Origin of the sequence: Listeria farberi, from assembly GCF_014229295.1 — a bacterium.
Lineage (GTDB): Bacteria > Bacillota > Bacilli > Lactobacillales > Listeriaceae > Listeria > Listeria farberi.
In genome coordinates, this window is sequence record NZ_JAARZL010000003.1 from 144,767 (window position 1) to 168,234 (window position 23,468).

Genomic DNA, 23,468 nt, shown 5'->3' on the forward strand with positions numbered 1-23,468 from the left:
CTATCAACAAATGTTTTAATTTGGTAACGTTACCAAAAATGAGGTGGAATAGTTGAACATACAAGAATCTGTCATCGGCATTGACTTAGGTGGCACTAAAATTTTAATCGGTGAAGTAACAAAAGATGGGGAGGTGCTGCACTCCAAAAGCTACCCGAGCAATACAGAAAATCAAGCCAAAGCGGTAGAAGTTCTGCTAAATGCGCTAGATGATTATTCGGAAAATATTGGTTTTATAGCAACAAAACAAGTTGGGATTGGTGTGGGCCTAGTAGGACGCGTAAATTACAAGGCGGGCATTTGGCTAGAAATCGAACCAGGAAAAACAAATCCGACACCACTAGCGGAAATTTTAGAAACGAAAACGGGATTGCCAGTGAGGCTTGGTAATGATGTAGTTTGCGCAACAATGGCTGAAAAACAATTTGGTTGGGGGCGAGAAACAAACGATTTTATTTATTTAAATGTTGGCACTGGTCTTGCTGCTGGATTTGTGGTAGACGGACGGATTACACAAGGTGGGCACTTTAACGCTGGTGAAATTGGTCACGCCGTCGTAGATATTCATAGCGATGTACTATGTGGATGTGGCAGACGCGGCTGTGTGGAGCGTCTTGCTTCTGGCCTTGGAATAAAAGAAGAAGCGCTTAGACATTTAAATGAGTATCCTACATCCCTTCTTGCTGATAATAAAGCCGAATTAACTGGAAAAATGGTTCTTCATGCAGCAGAACAAAAAGATAAACTTGCTGAAAAAATCATTGATAACGCAACGCTTCAGCTAGCTAATTTAATTATGAATATGGTTCGGACGACAGATCCAGAATGTGTCATTCTAGGCGGAGGCGTGACAAGAAACGAGCTTTTTTTCCAAAAGATACTAGCTAATCTTCAAAGTAATACAATCCGTTTTGTTACAAAAGGCGTTGTTCGCTCACAGCTTGAAAAGGATAAAGTTGGTTTAATTGGGGCGGCAGTTATTGGAATGAGACTAGGAAATGAAGGAGGACAAGAATGAAGCCGAAAATGAAGCAACAAATTGTGCAAACAGGTATTATTCATCGACCACTTCCAATTGAAACAGAACATGCGCTAGAAACGATAGCGAAAAAGAAACAAGTTTTATCAAGTAGAACATTGTTTAGCTCTGAAAAACAGGTTTCCTTGGATTTTTCACATCAAGGTGCTGGAGAATTTATTATATCTGATCAAGGCGAGATTAAGTTGACTTCTCCAGTCGTTATGCCACATTGGCCAGCAGGTGCGCCAGATGACGGTGATTACACCAATTTTGGTAACGTTCTCATATATGCGCCACTCCAAAATGAAGATTGGAACAGCTTTAATCGGATGAGAATTCAAGTTTTTCCAGATTTTCCTGGTGTAACGAATCCATATTTAATGATTAGTTTTAAAAATGATGGAACCGTGAAAGTACCTGATATATATGGGCGCGAAGGTGTTCATGGCGTGAATTTAATTAACCAGGAATGGAACGATGTGATTTTTGAAATTGAAGGATTGCCACGGGATAAAATGACAGAAATTAGTTTTAGTTATTATTTGAATGGCCCGGAGCGACTGACTGCTGGAACAATGGAATTATTCATTAGTGAAATTAAACTAGAGCAAATTAGTGAGCCAGAAATCTCCAAGGGCTGGATTCCGCAAGATAATTCGCTAATTTATTCCCACAACGGTTATTCCAAAGATATGCCAAAAGTGGCGTTTTGTGCGAATAAACTAGAAACAACTAGCTTTACAATTCACGAAAAAGAAACGGATAAAGTAGTTTTCACTGGAAAAAGTTACCAAAATACCACAGAAACAGGAAATTTTCGTATTCTCGACTTTTCTGATTTACAAACTTTGGGTGAGTATTATTTAAAATTTGCTGATATGCAAACAGAAATTTTCCAAATTGGGACTTCCGAAGTGATTTGGGAATCTTCTATCTGGAAATCACTTAATTTTATTTTCTGTGAACGTTGTGGTTGTCCGATTTTTGGGAAACATACGACTTGTCACGCGGATATTATCGCTGAACATGATGGAAAACAGTTGTCTTTCAATGGTGGCTGGCATGACGCAGGTGATGTCTCACAACAACTTATTCAAACAGCGGAAGTAACGATGGCTTTATATGAAATGGCTGCGAGTTTATCTGAAAAAGATGAAATGTTGCGGATGCGCCTTTTAGAAGAAGGCGAGTGGGGATTAGATTTTATTTTGAAAACACGTTTTGGAGATGGTTTTAGAGCGACAAGTGCAGGTATGACGAGATGGACGGATGGCCTTGTTGGTGGCATGGATGACGCAATCGCGCGGGTTCATAATCAAGCTTATGAGAATTTTTATTGTGCTGGGATTGAAGCGTATATCGGCAATCAAATCAAGGATAACGCCACTATGCAGAATCATTTAATAAGAATTGCGGAAGAAGATTTGCTTTTTGCGATTGCGGAACTGGAAAAACATGGAACTGGGCAAAAACCGATTTTCTGGGAGCATACGTATCAAACCTCAGAAAGTCTATATTATGCGACTGCTTCGTGGGCGGCTTCGATGGTTTATCAATTAACAAACAAAGAAATATACGCAGAAAAAGCGGCCGAGTGGTTAGTTTTGATGTTAGAAGCGCAAGAAAAAGCTGGAATTAGGGACAGCGAGACGAATGAACTTTATAAAGGATTTTTCTACCGAGATAAATCACACAAAGTTATTCAGCATTTTAATCATCAAGCACGTGAACATCTTTATTTACTGGCACTTGAGGCGGCTCTTGAAACGCAACCAGATCACGCCGAAAAACAAACTTGGCTACAGGCGGTCGAAATGTATGGTGACTATTTGAAAAAAGTAACACGTTTCACTAAACCATATCCGCTCATTCCGGCAGGACTTTACAAAAAAGAGGAGTATTTAGACGAAGCAAGTTTTCACTTACAGCATTTACTCATTGATGAACGAGCGATAGAAGAATACCAATTGCAATACGAACAAGGTATCAAAATAAATGATGAGATAGCGTTGCGAAAATTCCCGATTTGGTTCTCGTTTAGAGGAAATAACGCCATTTTACTTTCGGCAGGAAAAGCGGCATCAATTGCTGGGAAGATTTTGCAAGACAAGGCGCTCTTAAATATTGCAGAAGGCCAATTGCAGTGGGTAATAGGAATGAACCCATTTGGCCAATCAATGATGCACGGCGAAGGTTATAGGTACGCACAGCAATATAGTGTGCTTAACGGCGAAATCACAGGAGAAATACCAGTTGGAATGGAAACTTTTAGAAATGAAGATGAACCATACTGGCCGGAGTTTAATAATGCAACTTATAAGGAAGTTTGGGTCGGTAATGCCGGCAAATGGATGTCAATTGTAGCAGATTTAAACAAAATAACAGGAAAGTTATAGGAGGACAAAAAAATGAGTTCAGAGAGAAGTTTATCTAGTCGATTTATTGAAGGATTATCAATTTTTGCCCAAAAAATTTCATCCCAAAAGCATATCATGGCAATTCGTGATGGCTTTGCAGCGATGATTCCGATTACGATTATTGCAGCATTTTTCTTACTTGTAAATAATGTGTTGCTTCAACCAGAAAACGGTCTGCTTAAATTCATTCCCAATGTAGAAAATTATTTGGGTGTAGGTATTCAAGTCTATAATGCAACACTTGGTATCATGGCGATTTTAGCAGCGTTCTTAATTGGTAACTTTTTAGCTAAATCATACGGAATGGAAGGTCGTACGGAAGGGGTTATAGCCGTAGCTGCCTATGTTGTCTTAATCCCAGCTTCTTCTCATTTAATGTCTGTTGACGGAAAATCCTTTGAAGCTGGCGGCGTTTTAACACAAGAAATGACAAGTTCAACGGGTATGTTCCTTGCAATCATCGCTGCTTTAGTCAGTGTTACCATGCTTGCGAAATTCTCGAAAAGTAAAAAATTAAAAATTTCTATGCCAGAAAGTGTTCCACCAGCAATTGCAAAATCATTTAACATTTTAATTCCATCATTCTTAGTGTTAAGTATTTTAGCAATTATTGAAGTACTTGTAGTTAGTTTTGTATCAATGAGTATCCCAGAAATTATCGTAAAAGTTCTACAAATTCCATTAGTTGGTGGGTTCCAAACGTTACCAGGAATTCTACTTTATGTATTCTTAGCGGGATTCTTATGGGTCTTCGGTATTCACGGCGCGTTCGTATTAGGCGCGATTTCTGGACCAGTTCTTTTAACTTCTTTACAACAAAACATTGATGCGGTGAATGCAGGAACAGCTTTACCGAACATCGTTACCCAACCATTTTTAGATGCTTTTGTATACATGGGTGGTGGCGGAACAATTATTTGTTTAGTTATCGCGATTTTCATTGCCTCAAAACGACCAGATCATCGCATGGTAACAAAATTTGGCTTAATCCCTAGTATTTTCAATGTCAGTGAACCACTTATGTTCGGTTTGCCAGTTGTATTCAACCCGATTTACGGTATTCCACTAGTTATCGCGCCACTAGCTTCAACGGCAATGGCGTACTTCGCAACTTCATGGGGCTGGATTAGCCAGACTTATATTTTGATTCCTTGGGTAACGCCACCAGTACTTTCAGGGTATCTTGCAACAGGTGGGGACATTCGCGCTTCCATTTTACAAATCGCAATTATCGTCGTTGGAACGCTTATTTACTTACCATTTGTACTTGTAGCTAACCGTGCATATGTTTTAGAACAAAAAGCTGCTGAAAACATAGAAGCAGAAACAGTAACGAATGGAGAAGTTTAAAATGAAACCAACAATGATGACTTATATTAACGAAGAAGAAGGAATGTGTAAATCGATTTTAGCGGATTTCCAAACGAATGCAGAAAAACTAGAATCTCTTGTAAAAAAAGGCGCAAAAGAATGGTTGATTTTAGCAACTGGATCAAGTTTGAATGCAGCTCAAAGCGCCAAATATTACATTGAAAATCTAGCAGATGTCCGTATTACAATTGAAGAACCATTCAATCACCTATATTACGAAAAATTATCAAGTCACCTAGATTTAGTTATCGGTATTTCGCAAAGTGGGCAAAGCACGTCGACCATTTCCGCGCTAGAACGTGTGAAAAAAGAAGCTTCTGTACCAGTAGTGGCTCTAACTAGTGATGTATCGAGTGAAATTGCTGAATTTGCGGATATTACACTTGATATTGGCTGTGGAAAAGAACGAGTTGGCTACGTAACAAAAGGTTTTACAGCAACTGTGCTAACATTAATGCTAACAGGACTTCATTTCGCATATAAAACAGCGCAAATTGATGTAACTCGGTTTAACAATGAAATCAAAGCATTTAGCCTAGCAACTGATGCGATTCCAGCAACAATTGCAGGTACAGAAGCATTTTATGAAAAATGGCAAGAAGAGTTTGCTACTGCACCGAAGTTCACAGCAATTGGATATGGTCCTACTGTTGGAACATGCAAAGAAGTTGAAACAAAATTCTCAGAAACTGTCCGTGTACCATCACAAGGACTTGATTTAGAGGCTTTTATGCACGGGCCATATTTAGAAGTTAACCCGCAACATAGAATCTTCTTCTTAGAGACAGAGAGCGCAGTTACCGAGCGTTTAGTATTGTTACGTGATTATGAATCTAAGTATACCCCGTTTACGTATACTATTAAATTTGGCATTGCTGAAAATGACCGAACGCTGGGGATACCAGCAGATTTAGACGAATACCAAGCGCCGTTCCTAATGATACTCCCTTTTCAAATCTTAGCTCATCACATTGCAGAGTTGAAAGGGAACAAATTAACAGAACGGATCTACACAGACTTTGGTGTAGCAATGAAAAGTAAAACAAAACCTGGAGACTACGCTTAAAAATACTAATAGACTGGAAAAACCAAAGGAGAAACGGTTTTTTCAGTCTTTTTTGACTATAACTCATAAAATTACGGCAATAACTGAGCTAACCAAATATCCATTTAGAAAAGAAATTAATTGTTAAAAATTGATAAATAAGTCACAAGTCTGATACAAGGAGAGTTAACTTGTGGTAAAATGAACTTTGACTTTAAAAAAAAGAAAAGGAAGTGAGTGCCTGGTGGATTTTATTACGTACATCATTGATTTTATTTTGCATATTGACCAACATTTAGTGGAGATTATAAATAATTTTGGAATTTGGACTTACATCATTTTGTTTTTGATTGTTTTCATAGAAACTGGTCTAGTAGTATTTCCGTTTTTACCAGGAGATTCATTACTATTCGCCGCGGGAGCTTTATCCGTATTGGATGGTTCAATTTTACATATTGTGCCTCTAATTATCACACTTTGGTTAGCTGCAGTCATTGGGGATTCAGTGAACTATCAAATCGGTAAAAAAATTGGAACTTCCATACCAGAAGACAGTTGGTTTGGGAGATTAATAAACCAAGAAAAAATGGCAAAAGCAGAGGCGTTTTTCAATAAACATGGTGGGAAAACAATTTTCATTGCTAGATTTATGCCGTTCATTCGTACATTTGCACCGTTTGTTGCAGGAGCAAGTCGGATGAATTATCGCTATTTCATCAATTATAATATTTTAGGAGCCACTGTTTGGGTTCTGCTTTGTACACTTGCAGGCTACTTTTTTGGGAATTTCCCAATCGTTAAAGACAACTTCTCATTAGTTGTGATCGGAATCATTGTAGTTTCGGTAATTCCAATGGTTGTTTCCTTTATTAGAAGTAAAATGGCTCAAAAAAACGCGGATTAATTTCCGTGTTTTTTTATTTCCCGGGAAATGTATAAATGATAAGTTTTGGGGTAATTGTTTAGGAAGAGGTGATAGAAATGGAAAATGTTTTAAATATTACATCCGAAATTGGTAAACTGCAGACGGTCCTTGTAAAAAGACCAGGTTCTGAGTTGGAAAATATCACGCCAGAATATCTAGAGTCGTTGTTATTCGATGACATACCTTACTTAAAAATGATGCAAAAAGAACATGACTTCTTTGTCAAAACGATGCAAGACTCGAATATTGAAGTGCTCTACTTAGAAAAATTAGCAGCAGAAGCTTTAAAAGAAGCTAGTAATAAAGAACATTTTTTAACGAAAATGATTAAGGAATCTAATCAAATGGATGAGAGTGCTCTCTATGTACATGATTATTTGATGTCTTTTGATGAAGAAGAAATGATTCGAAAACTTATGTCCGGATTGAAAAAATCAGAAATTCCAGAACGTAAAAAGAAACATTTAAATGAAATGATGGACGAACAATATCCGTTTTTCTTGAATCCGTTACCTAATTTATATTTTACACGTGATCCGGCTGCAGTCATTGGCAGTGGTGTAACAATTAACAAAATGTTCCAACCTGCAAGAAGACGAGAGTCGCTATTTATTGAGCTTATTTTAAAACATCATCCTCGTTTTAGTAGTCAAGAAATCCCGATATGGTCTGGTCGAGAAGAGCCTTTTCCATTAGAGGGCGGAGATGAGCTTGTATTGAATGAGGAAACGGTTCTCGTTGGTGTTTCTGAGCGAACTGATGCGCGTGCGGTTGAACGGCTAGCAGAAAGTTTATTTAGTCGCGCTCCAAAAATCAAGCGAGTACTGGCAGCTGAAATACCAGAAACAAGATCATTTATGCATTTAGATACCGTTTTTACAATGGTCAATTTTGCACAGTTTACAATTCACCCTGCTATTCAAAACCAGCAAGGCGAACTAAATGTCTATATTTTAGAAAAAAGTGAAAACGGGCTAGAAATCACTCCGCGTAGAGATTTTAAGCGTGTAATTGCCGAAGTTCTAGGCGTGCCAGAAGTTGATTTTATTCCTTGTGGCGGAGAAGATGTGATTGTTTCAGCGAGAGAGCAATGGAATGATGGCGCTAATACGCTTGCAATTGCCCCGGGAGAAGTAATTACATATGATCGAAATCATGTATCAAATGACCTTTTAAGAAAGGCTGGTATTAAGGTTCATGAAGTAATTAGCTCAGAGCTTTCTAGGGGGCGCGGAGGTCCTAGATGTATGACAATGCCAATAACTAGGGAAAATTTAAAATAAGCCTTGAAAAACTGGTAATTCTCGCTAAAACACGACTTTCACAAAAAGTATTGTCGCTGTTTTTAAGATATGCTATAGTGTTTTCAAACCAGAAATTTTCGAGAAATATCTTGCTGGTTAGTTTGCGCTATGATATAATATTTTATTGTGAGTAATTATAAATTATTCCTTGCTCGCTCTTGATTTTAAGGCTTGCTAAAGGCAGTCTTAATTTCAGGGATATGGTGTGATTACATACCTTATCAGAGCCGCTTAAGACCACAAGGAGGTGTAGAGTAGATGGCTAGAAAGTACGAAATTATGTACATTATTCGCCCTAATATTGAAGAAGATGAGAAAAAAGCTGTTGTTGAACGCTTTGACGGAATCTTAACTGAAAATGGCGCGGAGATCATCGAATCAAAAGAATGGGGTAAACGTCGCTTAGCATACGAAATCAATGACTATCGTGATGGTTTTTACCACATCGTGAAATTGAATGCTGATAAAGCAGATTCTATCAACGAATTTGACCGTTTAGCAAAAATTTCTGATGATATCGTTCGTCACATGGTAATTAAAGAAGAAGCATAAGAATTTATTCAGGGCTAGGACCTTGATTTACTAAACGAGAGGAGGTTGGTTTTGCATGATGAATCGTGTAGTACTTGTAGGACGCTTAACAAAAGATCCTGAATTACGTTACACTCCAGCTGGTGTGGCCGTTGCGACTTTTACTTTAGCTGTAAATCGTACGTTCACTAACCAACAGGGAGAACGAGAAGCTGACTTTATTAATTGTGTTGTTTGGCGTAAACCAGCAGAAAACGTTGCTAATTTCCTGAAGAAGGGAAGTATGGCAGGGGTTGATGGCCGGGTTCAAACTCGTAATTACGAGGGAAACGATGGTAAACGTGTTTATGTGACAGAAATTGTAGCTGAGAGTGTTCAATTCCTTGAGCCGCGCAATGCTAATGGCGGTGGCGGAAATAATAACTATCAAGGCGGAAATAACAACAATAATTATAATAACGGTGGAAATAACTTCGGACAAGCACCTACTAATAACGGTGGATTCGGACAGGACCAGCAACAATCTCAAAATCAAAATTATCAATCCACTAACAATGATCCTTTTGCAAGTGATGGTAAGCCAATCGACATTTCTGATGACGATTTACCATTCTAAATTCATTTTAGCGGTTTGAACTTTAAGATAGGAGGAACTTTCAATGGCTGGAGGACGCAGAGGCGGACGCCGTCGGAAAAAAGTATGTTACTTTACTTCCAATGGTATTACGCATATCGACTATAAAGATGTAGAACTTCTAAAAAAATTCGTTTCCGAACGTGGTAAAATTTTACCTCGTCGTGTAACTGGAACGAGCGCTAAATATCAACGTAAACTTACTGTTGCTATCAAACGCTCTCGCCAAATGGCTTTACTACCATTTGTTGCTGAAGAAAAATAAGTTAATTTTAACAGTCTAGAATTCATTTCTAGACTGTTTTTTGTTAAAAGGAAGACTTTATGTGGAGAAAACTTAGGGCTTAAGGTGGACGTTAAGCAGCTTGCTTTTATGTTATTCTTAAATAGAAGAAAAAAATGCACAGGGGGAAACAAAATGTATAAAAAATTAGCGACAGTAGGGATGACAGTTTTACTAGTAGGTGCTTTGTCGGCATGTAGTTTTGGAGATGATGATAAGGATACTTCTTCATCTAATGGCAGTAACGAAACAACAAGTAGTAAAAGCAGTAGTAATGATAGTAATTCAACAGATAGCCTGCAAAACAAAAGCTTTGATATGAGTTATGAAGACGCAGTAAAGGCATTCCAAGACAAACATACGGATGCAGAAATATCTAGCGTTGAATTAGAGAAAAGCCTGGGAAAATATGTTTATACTGTTGATGGAATTTCAAATGACAATGAATATGAAATGAAATTCAATGCTGAAACAAAAGAACAGTTGAGTGATGAAACAGATAAGCTTGATAAAGAAGATGCTGGTGGTGCTGAAAAAGAAAACGAAAAACTTACTTTAGATGGGATTAAGTCACCGAAAGAAGCAATGGATAAAGCAATTGATCAACAAGCTGGCGACGTTACAAGTTGGAACATAGAGCGGGAATTAGATACCACATATTATGAAGTAACAGTAAAACAAGACAACCAAAAATACGATATCAAACTAAATGCTAAGACATTAGAAGTCCTTCAAACAGAGCAAGACGATTAATTAAGCAAAAAGCAACCTGTGATTATTCTTTCATAGGTTGCTTTTTTTATGAATATTATTACTAAAATTAAGAATTAATAAGGGTCTTTAATCCTGTTGATAGGTTCTTTTTACACATTTGAAAATTCTGAAATGTATCCAAAAAATTGCTGATTTGACCATTTTTAAGTCGTTCATGACAAGAATCGGACATTTCATTACATTTTTGGTTATAATGACTAAATTCGTTGTAAAATGTTAGTGGAGGTGAATTAGTTGAGTAATTTTACCGCAAAAGTACCTTTGTCAGAAAAAATGGCGGATGTTTTGATTTCAAAAGATCGCTGGAAAGATGACGAAGAAGGTTATTTAAAAGTAAAATATGGGCTAGAGATAATTTTAATTAATGTCATGAAGTTTGCAATCGTATACGGTATTGCCTTAGTAACAGGGTTATTACTGCAAACGGTGACAGTGCATCTGTCATATTTATGGCTCAGACGGTATTCTTTTGGATTACACGCAACCAAAACATTGAATTGTACACTAATTAGCTTAACAATGTTTGTGCTTGCGCCTTTTATTTTCCAAAATTTGCCCTCTAATAATTGGATTGTTTTAGGCACATTTGCATTTATACTACTCAACATGTTTTTATTCGCTCCGGCAGACACAGAAAGTTTGCCTTTAATCGGTGAAGAACACCGAAAAAAACTAAAAAGAAAAGCGATGATAGGGACGCTAATTTTAACGGGAATTGCGTTACTAATACCATTCGCAGAGATGAAAACATTAATCATGGTAGGATCTTTGTTTCAGGTGATAAGTATTAATCCACTTACTTACAAACTATTGAAAAGGAGGTATCGGAACTATGAAAAATATGAATAAATCAGTTGGTAAATTCCTTTCTAGAAAGCTAGAAGAACAATCCATGAAAGTTGCGGATTCTTCTATGAGTAAAGCTTGTTTCATGTTTGTATACGAACCAAAAAGTCCATTTGTAAAAATGCAAGAAAAAAACGAAAATAAATAAATTTAAAACTGTATAACATCAAAATTCATGCTAAAATAAAAAGAAGGCAAACTTACATATTTAAACATAGATATTTTAGACAGTGGAGGATTAATATGTTTAGTATTTTGATGGCAATTATACAGATAACGGGTATTTTTATAGCAATCCAGATTTTGACAAACAAAGTTTTTTCAATTAAAGAGGGATTGGTTACTATAGCAATTGCTATGCTAGCCTTCCCTTTATTTACATTAGTTCAATACTGGTCGATGATTTTTGTGTTGATAATTTTTGTAAGTGCCCTATATTGGAAAAATAAAAATGTGGTAGTTTCAGGTTCTATTACGCTTGTGGTTATTATTTTGCTTACTATCAGTGATTCTATAGTAGGTTTTATTTTAGTACCAGGCTTGAACTTTAAATATGATGAGATTTTTAATGAATTATTACCAACGCTAATTTATTGCGCGGGAATGTTGGCAAATTTGTTAGTATTTTCGTTTCTTCTTAGAAAACTGGTTGAAAAAGTTAACATTTCTAGATTTGTTGAACATAGAAAATATGCGTATATTATTTTTTCTATCGTGGCGCTTACTGTATTAGCGTTCTATATGAATATATACGCGGGGTCAATTGCAGGTTTCGATGGTTCAGTTTTGAAAATTAATACACTAATTTTTACAGGATACACCATTTTGCTAATAGTTATTGTGACGGTTGTTATTAATACAGCAACCAACGAACTTAAAGTACAAAATCAGAAGGAACAGCTAGAACAGTTACAGGATTATGTTACTACATTAGAGTCCCTGCATAGAGAAATGCGCGTTTTTCGTCATGATTATGTGAATATCCTATCAACGCTTATTGGATATATCGATAATAATGATATGCCGGGTTTGAAGTATTACTTTGAAAATAATATTGTACCTATAAATAAAACAATTGAATCGAATAACTATAAGATTTCACTGCTTCAAAATATTCATGTAATTGAACTAAAGGGCTTATTGGCAGTTAAGTTAATACGAGCTCAAGAGTTGAAAATTGATGCGATTTTGGAAGTTGTTGAACCGATTGATAAAATTTCGATGGATATTATAGATTTGTGTAAAGTTGTTGGAATATTGCTAGACAATGCTGTTGAAGCAGCGCTAACTTGCGAAAATCCAGTTATTCGTATCGCTTTCGTGAAAAAAGGTGATAGCATAATTATTGTGTTTGCGAATAGTTTACCTGTAAATATGCCACCAATTTATAAAATATTTGAAGAAGGTTTTTCCACAAAAGGAGAAGGTCGGGGTTTAGGCCTTGCTAGTTTGCGGGAGATTATGAAAAAATATTCGCATGTTGCCTTAGACACAAAAGTGACTAATAGAGAAGTTATTCAAGAATTAGAAATTATGTAGAAGAATGGGGATGAGTTTATGCTACCGGTTTTTATTTGTGAAGATAACAGAATGCAGCGAGAAAGGTTAACAAAATATATTGAAGACTATATAATGGTTGAACATTTTGATATGAAGTTAGAGCTTTCAACAGGAGATCCATTTGAGTTAGTGTCACGAATGCCTAGACATCAAGGTATGGGATTGTATTTTCTAGATATTGATTTAGGACAACCGGACATGAATGGCTTTGAATTAGCTCAAGAAATTCGGAAATTCGATCCGCGTGGTTTCATTATTTTCATTACAACACATGCGGAACTAAGCTATATGACTTTTACGTATAAGGTGGAAGCGCTTGATTATATTATTAAAGATGATATTGATATGTTGCAAGATCGTGTCTTAGCTTGTATGAAGCAAGCTGAAGAACGTATTTCTAATGACCAAGATATGCAGAAGTACTTTACCTTTAAAGTTTCAGATAAAAAGATTATTCATGAACTTTTAGACGATATTTTGTTTTTCGAAACAGCTCCTACAATTCATAAAGTAATTTTACATGGCAAAAATCGCCAAGTGGAGTTTTATGGTAAGCTGAAAAGCATTGAGAAAATGTTGGATGAATCCTTTTATAGATGCCATCGCTCGTATATTGTGAACAAGAAAAATATTCATGAATTAGATACAACAAAAGGCGTGGTGAAGATGTCTAACGGAGAAAATTGTTATGCATCATCGAAACTAATTAAAAGCTTGAGTTTATAAAAGTGGCCTTCTAGGTCGCTTTTTTTGTATGAAGGTTAGCTTGAATTTGATGAAACACGGAATTATAGGTAAAATAATAGTGATGAATTGTTAGTTAATTTTATGTTATGATATAGATACTCAATTTCAGACAAAAGTATGTAAAAAAATGGGGAGCTGGATGAAATGTCAGGCTATTTTCAAAAACGAATGCTTAAATATCCATTATACGGTCTGATTGCAGCGACAATTATTTTGAGCGTAATCACGTTCTTTTTTTCGTGGTGGTTATCGGCGTTAATTGTTGTTGGTGGAATTATTCTTACAGTTGCGATGTTTTATTTTGAATATCGCCTGAATGAGGACGTTCAACTATATGTTTCTAATTTAACGTACCGGATTAAGCGTAGTGAAGAAGAAGCGCTTGTAGAAATGCCGATGGGAATATTGCTGTATGATGAACATTATAAAATCGAATGGGTTAATCCGTTCATGTCTAAATACTTTGATAAAACAGAGCTAATCGGGGAGTCTTTAGAAGAAGTGGGACCTGAATTTTTGGATGTAATTACTGGAAATGATGAAAAGGGAATTATGTCGATTGCTTGGCGTGATCATCGTTTTGATACGATTGTTAAGCGTAAAGAGCGGATTTTGTATCTATACGACCGAACAGAGTACTATGATTTGAATAAGAAATTCCAAGCGAATAAATCTGTTTTCGCGGTTATTTTCTTAGATAATTATGATGAATGGGCGCAAGGAATGGATGACAGACGACGTAGTGCATTAAATAACTTAGTGACTTCCATGTTGACTAACTGGGCCAGGGAGCACCGTATTTATTTGAAGCGAATTTCGACAGATCGCTTTATGGCTTTTTTGACTGAAGAAATGTTGAAGCAATTAGAGGAAGAGAAGTTTCAAATTTTGGACCGAATTCGTGAGCGGACGTCAAAACAAAATATTCCGCTGACTTTAAGTATTGGGATTGGCTATAAGGAAGATGATTTGATTAAGTTAGCAGATTTGGCTCAGTCAAGCTTGGACCTTGCTCTAGGGCGAGGCGGAGATCAGGTCGTAATTAAACAGCCTGAAGGAAAAGTTAGATTTTATGGTGGAAAAACGAACCCGATGGAAAAACGGACTCGAGTTCGGGCACGCGTGATCTCGCAAGCCTTACAAGAACTGATTACGCAAAGTGATCAAGTTTTTGTTATGGGACACCGCTATCCAGATATGGACGTAATTGGGTCAAGCTTAGGTGTAATGCGAATTGCTGAAATGAACAACCGGAATGCTTATGTGGTTGTTGAACCTGGCAAAATGAGCCCTGATGTGAAGCGGCTAATGAATGAAATTGAAGAATATCCAAATGTGATTAAAAATATTGTGACGCCGCAAGTCGCACTGGAAAATATCACAGAAAAGAGTTTGCTTGTCGTAGTTGATACGCACAAACCTTCGATGGTTATTAATAAGGAACTGCTTGATTCTGCTACGAATGTGGTTGTTGTCGATCATCACCGTCGTTCAGAGGAATTTGTTGGTAATCCGGTTCTGGTTTATATCGAGCCATATGCGTCATCTACGGCCGAGCTGATTACGGAGCTATTTGAGTACCAACCTGACTTAGAGCAAGTTGGGAAAATTGAAGCGACGGCACTCCTTTCCGGAATTGTCGTTGATACGAAAAACTTTACACTTCGGACTGGGTCGCGCACGTTTGATGCGGCTAGTTATCTACGGTCGCTTGGTGCGGATACGATTTTAGTGCAGCAATTTTTGAAAGAAGATATTACTACTTTTACTCAGCGGAGTCGTTTAGTGGAGTCGCTTGAAATTTATCATGATGGAATGGCGATTGCAGCTGGGCGTGAAGACGAGGAATTTGGTACGGTCATTGCAGCACAGGCTGCAGATACAATGCTTTCGATGGAAGGCGTGCAAGCATCCTTCGTTATTACGCTACGTCCGGATAAATTAATCGGGATTAGTGCGCGGTCGCTTGGACAAATCAATGTGCAAGTCATTATGGAAAAACTAGGCGGTGGCGGACATTTATCGAATGCGGCCACACAGCTTAAAGATGTTACAATTGCAGAAGCAGAAAAACAATTAATTAGCGCCATTGATGCGTATTGGAAGGGAGAAACATAATTATGAAAGTTATTTTCTTAAAAGACGTTAAAGGTAAAGGTAAAAAAGGTGAAACAAAAAATGTTGCAGATGGTTATGCAAACAATTTTTTAATTAAAAATGGTTACGCGGTCGAAGCTAGCAATGCGGCTTTAAGCACACTTTCAGCTCAAAAGAAAAAAGAAGATAAATTAGCTGCCGAAGAATTAGCTGAGGCAAAAGCTTTGAAAGAAAAAATGGAAAAATTAACAGTGGAATTAAAAGCGAAATCTGGTGAAGGCGGTAGATTGTTTGGTTCCATTACATCTAAACAAATTGCTCAAACACTTGAAAAAACGCATGGTATTAAGGTAGATAAACGCAAAATGGATCTACCAGAAGCAATTCGAGCTTTAGGACATACGAAGGTGCCTGTGAAGCTGCACCATGAAGTAACGGCAACACTTGATGTACATGTCAGTGAAGAATAATTTTTCTTAAGGGAGCGTAAGACAGTGGATAATAATTTCCAGGACAGAACACCACCACAAAATATTGAAGCCGAACAAGCTGTACTGGGCGCGATATTTCTTGAGCCAAATGCGCTGATTACTGCTTCTGAAATTTTAATGCCGGATGATTTTTATCGAACTGGTCACCAAATCATTTTCGAAACGATGCTTGATTTGAACGACCACGGGAAGGCTGTCGATGTTTTAACAGTATATGAGGCGCTTGCTGCCAAGGGTAATTTAGAAGATGCGGGCGGTTTGCCTTATTTGACGGAATTATCCGGTGCTGTACCGACTGCGGCTAACTTGGAATACTATGCCCATATTATCGAGGACAAGGCGCTTCTCAGACGTTTAATTAGAACTGCTACCCAAATTGCAACAGATGGATATTCGCGCGAAGACGAGCTCGATATGCTTATGGACGAAGCGGAAAAGAGTATCTTGGAAGTTTCGCAACGTAAAAATGTCGGAGCTTTCAAGAATATTAAAGACGTTCTTGTTAAAACATATGATGATATTGAGATTTTGCACAATCGTAAAGGTGATATTACTGGAATTCCGACTGGATTTAATGAGTTGGATAAAATGACAGCTGGTTTTCAGCGGAATGATTTAATTATTGTTGCGGCGCGTCCTTCTGTTGGTAAAACGGCATTCGCCTTAAATATCGCGCAAAATGTTGCGACAAAAACAGACGAGAATGTTGCTATCTTTAGTTTGGAAATGGGTGCGGAACAACTTGTCATGCGGATGCTTTGTGCGGAAGGTAATATTAATGCGCAGAATTTACGGACAGGTGCTTTAACGAGCGATGATTGGCAAAAGCTGACAATTGCGATGGGTACACTTTCTAATTCTGGGATTTATATTGATGATACGCCAGGTGTTCGGGTGAATGAGATTCGTTCCAAGTGCCGCCGTTTAAAACAAGAAACTGGTCTTGGTATGATTGTGATCGATTATCTGCAACTTATTGCTGGGAGCGGTCGTGGCGGCGAAAATAGGCAACAAGAGGTTTCTGAGATTTCTCGGTCGTTAAAAGCTTTGGCGCGGGAACTTGAAGTACCAGTAATCGCCCTTTCACAGTTGTCTCGTAGTGTGGAGCAACGCCAAGATAAACGACCAATGATGTCAGATATTCGTGAATCGGGTTCGATTGAGCAAGATGCGGATATTGTAGCCTTTTTATACCGGGAAGATTACTATGACCGGGAAGGTGAAAATGACGGTACGATTGAGATTATTATTGCAAAACAACGTAACGGTCCGGTCGGTGATGTGAAATTAGCCTTTGTAAAAGAATACAATAAGTTTGTGAATTTAGAAGTGCGTTACGACGACGCAATGGCTTAATAAGGAAACCTTGTGAAATTCTAATTAGATTTGGAGTTCGCAAGGTTTTTATTTTACGCAAAAAGGTATCGTATTACTAAAAATGCACTTTGGTTTTCTATTAAAATGTTTAAAAAAGCGAACGATAAAATTACCTTACAAATCAATGTTCGTAAATCCATTGACTATTTTAGTGGCAAACGGTACAATGTATAGTGGAAAATGAAGAGGCTATGAAAAAATCATAGCTATCAAAGACCAATTAAATGAGGTGTTTAAATGTCTTCAGTTGTTGTTGTAGGAACACAGTGGGGCGATGAAGGAAAAGGGAAGATTACGGATTTTCTTTCCGAGAATGCAGAAGCGATTGCTAGATATCAAGGTGGAAACAATGCGGGTCATACAATTAAGTTTGATGGCGTAACTTACAAATTGCACTTAATTCCATCAGGTATCTTTTACAAAGAAAAAATTAGTGTTATTGGTAATGGTATGGTTGTTGATCCAAAAGCTTTAGTGGAGGAATTAAAATATCTTCATGACAAAGGCGTGGATACTTCTAATTTGCGTATTTCTAACCGCGCGCACATTATTTTACCGTATCACATTCGCATTGATGAAGCTGACGAAGAACGTAAAGGCGCAAACAAAATCGGTACAACGAAAAAAGGTATCGGGCCAGCGTACATGGATAAAGCAGCTCGTGTTGGTATTCGTATTATCGATTTACTCGATAAAGAAACTTTTAAAGAAAAATTAGAGCATAATCTTGGTGAGAAAAACCGTTTACTAGAACGTTTTTATGAGCTAGAAGGCTTTAAATTAGAAGATATTTTAGACGAGTATTACGAATATGGTCAACAATTTAAAGACTATGTTTGTGATACGTCAGTTGTTTTAAATGATGCATTAGATGACGGTAAACGTGTATTATTTGAAGGTGCACAAGGGGTTATGCTTGATATTGATCAAGGAACATATCCGTTTGTAACTTCAAGTAACCCAATTGCTGGTGGTGTAACTATCGGTAGCGGTGTTGGTCCTTCAAAAATCAACCATGTTGTTGGTGTGGCTAAAGCTTATACAACACGTGTTGGAGATGGTCCTTTCCCAACAGAATTATTTGATTCTATCGGGGACACTATCCGTGAAGTTGGCCATGAGTACGGTACAACGACTGGTCGTCCGCGTCGTGTAGGTTGGTTTGATAGTGTGGTTGTTCGTCATGCTCGTCGTGTAAGTGGACTAACGGATTTATCGTTAACTCTACTAGACGTTTTGACTGGAATTAAAACACTTAAAATCTGTGTAGCTTATAAATTAGATGGAAAAACAATTACAGAGTTCCCAGCAAGTTTGAAAGACTTAGCTCGTTGCGAACCTATTTATGAAGAACTTCCAGGTTGGACAGAAGATATTACTGGGGTTACATCATTAGATGATCTGCCAGTAAATTGTCGTCATTATATGGAACGTATTGCACAGCTTACTGGTGTACAAGTTTCCATGTTTTCTGTTGGTCCTGATCGCGCTCAAACGCATGTCGTAAAAAGTGTTTGGCGTCTAGCTTAATAATAATTCTAAAAGCTTTTTGAGGAGTTTTCCTCAAGAAGCTTTTTTGTATTCAAATTCTAGGAGTATAAAAATAACAGCATTTCCCCCAAGAAAAGAGAACTTATAAATCTGTAAAAAACAACATTTCATATGATTGAAGTTTAAAAATATATCATCGAAGAGTTTGTTTGTGAAAAAATACTCTTTTCGATAGAGTGAGCAATCCAAAAAACGTTTATTATCAGTATTTTAGTAGGTGTATTTTCACTTTTTTGTCACATTTTATTTTGTGAATTCATGATATAATTTTAATGTGATATCTTATTCACAATAGAAAATAAGAGGAGATGAAGTGAATGTCAGGTCAAATTCGTATGAGTCCAAACGAACTACGCGATCGTGCAAAAACTTATGGTCAAAGTGGTCGAGATATTGAGGATATTTTAAGTCGTTTAAGCCAACTACAAGATCAACTACGTAGCGAATGGGAAGGTCAAGCTTTTATGCGTTTTGATGAGCAATTTGAACAATTAAAACCAAAAGTAACTGAATTCGCAAACTTAATGGATCAAATTAATGATCAACTTGAGAAGACAGCAAATGCAGTAGAAGAGCACGATCAACAACTTTCTCAAAACTTTGGATTCTAAAAATTATTCAACAGTGAAGCATACATACAAATATCGTTGGATGCTTTACGAAAAGCCATGCAGTTTTTTGCATGGCTTTTTCTAAAATAGAAAGCTTATGTCTAAAAAGGCATTTATATAAAAAAAGACACAGCGGGAGTGGGACATGAATGAAGAAAGTAAAATGGAGTATTTTACTCTTTTTAGTCTTGGCGATTTTTCTTTCGGCAGGAATTACTTATTTGGCCTTAAATCAAGGAGCGAGTAAGGATGATAAAAATAATACGAAAAAAGCGCATAAAATGACTATCGCGCTTGTTAATGAGGACCAAGGTGACACATTCCAAGGAAAACGGGCAGAGTTTGGAAATCAATTTGTTAAAAGTATTGAAAAAGATGAAGAACATGAATGGTACGTTGTAAGTCGTGGTGTTGCAGAAAGCGGCTTGAAACGAGATGTATACAATATGATGATTGTTATTCCTAGTGATTTTTCTAAAAAAGCATTATCTATGACATCTGAGGCACCAGAAAAAGTAACCATTAGTTACAAAGTAAATGACGTTGGAAATAGCGACCTAAAAGCAGAAGCTGAAAAAACAGCTGCGTCTGTATTGGAAGATTTCAACACGCGTATTATTGATGTTTATTTTGCGAGCATTTTAACCACACTACAAGAAGCGCAAGACAATATAGGCGCATTAGTAAAAGAAGAGAAAAAATACGACGCAATTTACAATAAAGATATAAACAATCCATTATCGAGCTATACAGAACAGTTTAAAACAGTACAAGACTACACAGGAAATTCTAAAGAGAGTTTCAAGGGATTTCAAGATATCATGAAAGACTTTGAAAAAAGCTTAAATATTTCTAAAAAAGAAAATGCAGAATACATGAAAAATATGGATGGTTTTACAAAAACGCAAGAAATGAATGCACCATTTGGCGCAAAATTCACTGAGAATTTGCAGTCATTTGACGGTGCTCTTTCGGCGGAGGATATTAGGACACAAACGGTAGCATTAGAAAAAGCCAATGATCAAATGAGGTCGGAATTTCAGGTTCTAGAAGGAAATAATTCCCTGTTATCTCAAACTCAAGGGTTGCAGAATTATATCACGGACACAAATGCACGAATTGAAGCACTTGATGCGGAAATTATTGGGACGCTTAATAACGACTTTCGAACAGCAGTCTACAATGATTTGTTACGAATTTTACAGGAAAATGAATACTCGGATAAATTAAATGAAATTGGCTTAAAAGATTTAACGGGAGAAGATATTAACGCCGGTTTTAACAAAATGCTTGTGAAAGAAATCAAAGCTTTGCCAACTTATAATTCGCAACAGCTCGCTTCGATTGGGCTAGATGAAGACACATATAAAAATATTATTATACTTTCAAAAGAATATTACAACAGTCATCGAAGTGCATTTGGGGAGGATTTTAGCTTTACAAATGACGAAAAGACACTACCAACTGATACGCTAAAAAGCGATACAATTAATAAATTAAAAACAGAAGGTATACCAATTGAGAGTAGTAAGTATCTCGTACCGGAAAATGAATATAATTCGGAAATTTTTCTTACATTAGACAAGAATTTCCGTTTTGAAAATATAATTTGTACAGTTAGTGTGGATGGTCAAACAGAATTAGTTCAACAAGAACCATTTGATGAAAATGGATTGAAGCTTACTTTGCCAGCTTCAGCGACTCCAGTAGAAATAAAAATCACGGGGACTGCAAAATTAAACGAAGGAGCTACCATTTCATTAATTGGTGCTGTGAATTGGAATGCTTATTTGCAACAGTATGAAAAACAAGAGATAGAATCCACGGATTTACCTATTATTCCAACTAATCCAGACAACCCGAATCCAGAAGAACCAGCGGGGGATCCGGTGTTAGTTAGGAAAGAAATGTTGCCAATTAACGTTATAGAGCCAACTTATTTAAGCGAAACTAAATCTTCTGTAAAAGTAATTACAAAAACAGTGAAAGATTACTATAAATTACAGACTTTATTTGATTTGTACTACGGGATTGACGCGGGTGATTCGAGTCAAATGCCTGATTTCAGCAATTATGAAATGACATTGGAGGGCGCGGCAAAAAATTCTTCGTACTATTACATGTTTAATAAAGAAGATGTAATAGGAAGTTTTGTAAATCTTACAACAGATAGATTTGTAGCGGATTACACGAAACAAATTAAAGCTTTTGAACAACGAATTACTGATTATAAATCCATGATGGCAGAAGCAAATTCAAGATCAGAAGATGTGACAAATCGGTTGAATGAAACAACTCAGGAAGCGATTAATCTAAATAATAATTTGGTGTTAACACTTCAAAACCTTGAATCATGGCGTAATGCCAGCAAAGATTTAATGGAAGAAAACGATGTTGTGATAGACAAATCGGGCGAAGAAGCAATGGTAGCTCTTCAGCTAAGTTCCGAATTTGCAGGATTGCTAGCAGAAAGTGAATCACTTGCTGGAACATCAGAAGGGAATTTGAAATCAGCTGAAGTGGTTTATGACACTTTTGAAGCGATTGATAAAGAAGCAAAAAACATCCAAAAAAGCGGAAAAACATTAGTGAAAGAAGCCGCTACTTTGTCAGATGACCTCGGTGAAAAATTGAAAGATGACGAAACATTCCAGAAAAATTTTGCAAAAGTGATGAACAATAGTCGAGTTGGGGATAGACAAAATGAAAATCTTTATAGTTTCTTGAGTAATCCTGTAGATAAGATGAACGCTGGAACGATTGTGGCCGGGGATAAATCAATGCCATACTTTATGATTTTAATTTGTACGATTCTCGCGATTTTCACAAGCTATGTAATTTCACATCAAGAGAAAAAACGTGAACAATTAAATGACTTTGAGAAAGAAATGTCGATTGTCTTTAAAAATATTCCAATAACCTTCTTAATGGTTTGTGTAGCGATAATTGAAGGTCTAGTGATTGGAGCTGTTTCAGGGTTTATTTTTGAAGTAGGACAAATCGGGATGTTCTTGTGGATTGGGATTTGTGTGCTAGTTATGATAGGGCTTGTAACTGCTTTTTCATACTTACTCCGACAATTTAATATGATTGGTATGTCGATTATTCTACTCATTTTAAGTTTATATCTATTTTTGACAGATGCAGTTGGGCTGAATATTGATAATGAGTCGATTTTTGCGACATTTAGGAAGTTCTCGCCGCTGCAATATATGGAGCAACTATTAAATGGCATTTTAAGTATGCAACAAGACTATATTGTAATTGTGTACAGCTTAATCGGCGCGACAGTATTATTTGCTGCACTTAATCTATTTGTATGGCATCGTTCTAAAAATAACGAAAAAGAGGAGGAATATCTGGATGAAAATTAAAGTGGGAACATTATTAATACTCATTTGTTTTATTTTTTCTCCGAATATACTCGCTGCTGAATCGGATAGCTATCTTGAAAATAACGGAAAAATGGATATTAAAACTGATCGGCTTCAAAAAACCGATGAAGAAAAAAAGAAAGAGTTAGAAGAAATGGAAGAAACAGAGCTTGATAAAAATGGTCTTCCTCTTTTTACAGATGAGTGGGATAAAAAAGTGGCTAAACAAAAAGAAGCTGAAAAAGCGGAGTACGAACGTATTAAGGATTCTCTTTTTGAAGAAGAGCCAACCTCTGGAGAAACCGTGAAGCTAACAAAAGAAAAGCTGTTTTCTGGAAACTATGAAGCTACATCAACGAACGAAACAACTATGACAACAACTAATACGGAAGATGAAACTAAAAAGACAAAGCAAAAAACAGTTGGAGGTGCAATCGCTGGAACACTTCTGGCTTTAGCAGGTGGAATTTATGTGGCTGCCCGTAATGTTTTTGAATAGAGAGTGGGGA

General features: G+C 36.8%; 21 protein-coding genes. All 21 read left to right on the forward strand.

The window, feature by feature from the left end:
* The first annotated feature begins 52 nt into the window (after positions 1 to 52).
* Complete coding sequence (locus tag HCB38_RS10060) at positions 53 to 1,018, forward strand: ROK family protein (RefSeq protein ID WP_185607962.1); 966 nt, start codon at positions 53 to 55, stop codon at positions 1,016 to 1,018.
* Positions 1,015 to 3,417: a glycoside hydrolase family 9 protein gene (locus HCB38_RS10065; protein WP_185619243.1), complete on the forward strand. Its 2,403-nt coding sequence runs from the start codon at positions 1,015 to 1,017 to the stop codon at positions 3,415 to 3,417. Before HCB38_RS10060 ends, HCB38_RS10065 begins: the two co-directional genes overlap by 4 nt.
* A gap of 12 nt (positions 3,418 to 3,429) precedes the next feature.
* Positions 3,430 to 4,788, forward strand: a complete 1,359-nt coding sequence (locus tag HCB38_RS10070) for a PTS sugar transporter subunit IIC (protein ID WP_185319587.1) — start codon at positions 3,430 to 3,432, stop codon at positions 4,786 to 4,788.
* Position 4,789: 1 nt separating this feature from the next.
* Positions 4,790 to 5,875, forward strand: a complete 1,086-nt coding sequence (locus HCB38_RS10075) for a glutamine--fructose-6-phosphate aminotransferase (protein WP_185638417.1) — start codon at positions 4,790 to 4,792, stop codon at positions 5,873 to 5,875.
* 223 nt (positions 5,876 to 6,098) lie between these two features.
* Positions 6,099 to 6,758 (forward strand): DedA family protein, encoded by a 660-nt coding sequence (locus HCB38_RS10080; protein WP_185319585.1) that lies wholly within the window; start codon positions 6,099 to 6,101, stop codon positions 6,756 to 6,758.
* Between the two features lie 71 nt (positions 6,759 to 6,829).
* Positions 6,830 to 8,062 (forward strand): arginine deiminase, encoded by a 1,233-nt coding sequence (arcA, locus tag HCB38_RS10085; RefSeq protein WP_185638484.1) that lies wholly within the window; start codon positions 6,830 to 6,832, stop codon positions 8,060 to 8,062.
* A gap of 279 nt (positions 8,063 to 8,341) precedes the next feature.
* The gene (gene rpsF, locus HCB38_RS10090) at positions 8,342 to 8,635 is read left to right on the forward strand and encodes a 30S ribosomal protein S6 (protein ID WP_003718123.1); all 294 of its coding nucleotides are present in this window, start codon (positions 8,342 to 8,344) and stop codon (positions 8,633 to 8,635) included.
* A gap of 55 nt (positions 8,636 to 8,690) precedes the next feature.
* Complete coding sequence (gene ssb, locus HCB38_RS10095; protein WP_185319584.1) at positions 8,691 to 9,230, forward strand: single-stranded DNA-binding protein; 540 nt, start codon at positions 8,691 to 8,693, stop codon at positions 9,228 to 9,230.
* Positions 9,231 to 9,273: 43 nt separating this feature from the next.
* Complete coding sequence (rpsR, locus tag HCB38_RS10100) at positions 9,274 to 9,513, forward strand: 30S ribosomal protein S18 (RefSeq protein ID WP_003721669.1); 240 nt, start codon at positions 9,274 to 9,276, stop codon at positions 9,511 to 9,513.
* A 153-nt stretch (positions 9,514 to 9,666) separates the two neighbouring features.
* Positions 9,667 to 10,284, forward strand: a complete 618-nt coding sequence (locus HCB38_RS10105; RefSeq protein WP_185319583.1) for a PepSY domain-containing protein — start codon at positions 9,667 to 9,669, stop codon at positions 10,282 to 10,284.
* A gap of 255 nt (positions 10,285 to 10,539) precedes the next feature.
* Entirely contained in the window at positions 10,540 to 11,154 is a 615-nt protein-coding gene (locus HCB38_RS10110) for an accessory gene regulator ArgB-like protein (protein WP_185319582.1), read from the forward strand.
* The gene (locus tag HCB38_RS10115; RefSeq protein WP_003721672.1) at positions 11,138 to 11,299 is read left to right on the forward strand and encodes a cyclic lactone autoinducer peptide; all 162 of its coding nucleotides are present in this window, start codon (positions 11,138 to 11,140) and stop codon (positions 11,297 to 11,299) included. The genes HCB38_RS10110 and HCB38_RS10115 overlap by 17 nt, the downstream gene beginning before the upstream one ends.
* Positions 11,300 to 11,394: 95 nt before the next feature.
* Positions 11,395 to 12,690 (forward strand): sensor histidine kinase, encoded by a 1,296-nt coding sequence (locus tag HCB38_RS10120; protein WP_185319581.1) that lies wholly within the window; start codon positions 11,395 to 11,397, stop codon positions 12,688 to 12,690.
* An 18-nt stretch (positions 12,691 to 12,708) separates the two neighbouring features.
* A complete protein-coding gene (locus HCB38_RS10125; RefSeq protein WP_003764753.1) occupies positions 12,709 to 13,437 on the forward strand; it encodes a LytR/AlgR family response regulator transcription factor in 729 nt (242 codons plus the stop codon).
* Positions 13,438 to 13,602: 165 nt separating this feature from the next.
* Complete coding sequence (pdeA, locus tag HCB38_RS10130; RefSeq protein WP_185319580.1) at positions 13,603 to 15,576, forward strand: cyclic-di-AMP phosphodiesterase PdeA; 1,974 nt, start codon at positions 13,603 to 13,605, stop codon at positions 15,574 to 15,576.
* 2 nt (positions 15,577 to 15,578) lie between these two features.
* The gene (rplI, locus tag HCB38_RS10135; protein WP_003772680.1) at positions 15,579 to 16,025 is read left to right on the forward strand and encodes a 50S ribosomal protein L9; all 447 of its coding nucleotides are present in this window, start codon (positions 15,579 to 15,581) and stop codon (positions 16,023 to 16,025) included.
* A gap of 24 nt (positions 16,026 to 16,049) precedes the next feature.
* The gene (dnaB, locus tag HCB38_RS10140; RefSeq protein ID WP_003721677.1) at positions 16,050 to 17,402 is read left to right on the forward strand and encodes a replicative DNA helicase; all 1,353 of its coding nucleotides are present in this window, start codon (positions 16,050 to 16,052) and stop codon (positions 17,400 to 17,402) included.
* Positions 17,403 to 17,660: 258 nt separating this feature from the next.
* Positions 17,661 to 18,953: an adenylosuccinate synthase gene (locus HCB38_RS10145; protein ID WP_185638419.1), complete on the forward strand. Its 1,293-nt coding sequence runs from the start codon at positions 17,661 to 17,663 to the stop codon at positions 18,951 to 18,953.
* Positions 18,954 to 19,291: 338 nt separating this feature from the next.
* Positions 19,292 to 19,585, forward strand: coding sequence for a WXG100 family type VII secretion target (locus tag HCB38_RS10150; protein ID WP_185319578.1), 294 nt, complete (start codon positions 19,292 to 19,294; stop codon positions 19,583 to 19,585).
* Between the two features lie 149 nt (positions 19,586 to 19,734).
* Complete coding sequence (esaA, locus tag HCB38_RS10155; protein WP_185638422.1) at positions 19,735 to 22,959, forward strand: type VII secretion protein EsaA; 3,225 nt, start codon at positions 19,735 to 19,737, stop codon at positions 22,957 to 22,959.
* Positions 22,949 to 23,458 carry a type VII secretion protein EssA gene (gene essA, locus HCB38_RS10160; protein WP_185319576.1) on the forward strand — a complete coding sequence of 170 codons (510 nt, stop codon included), beginning with the start codon at positions 22,949 to 22,951 and terminating at the stop codon, positions 23,456 to 23,458. Before esaA ends, essA begins: the two co-directional genes overlap by 11 nt.
* Positions 23,459 to 23,468: the final 10 nt, after the last annotated feature.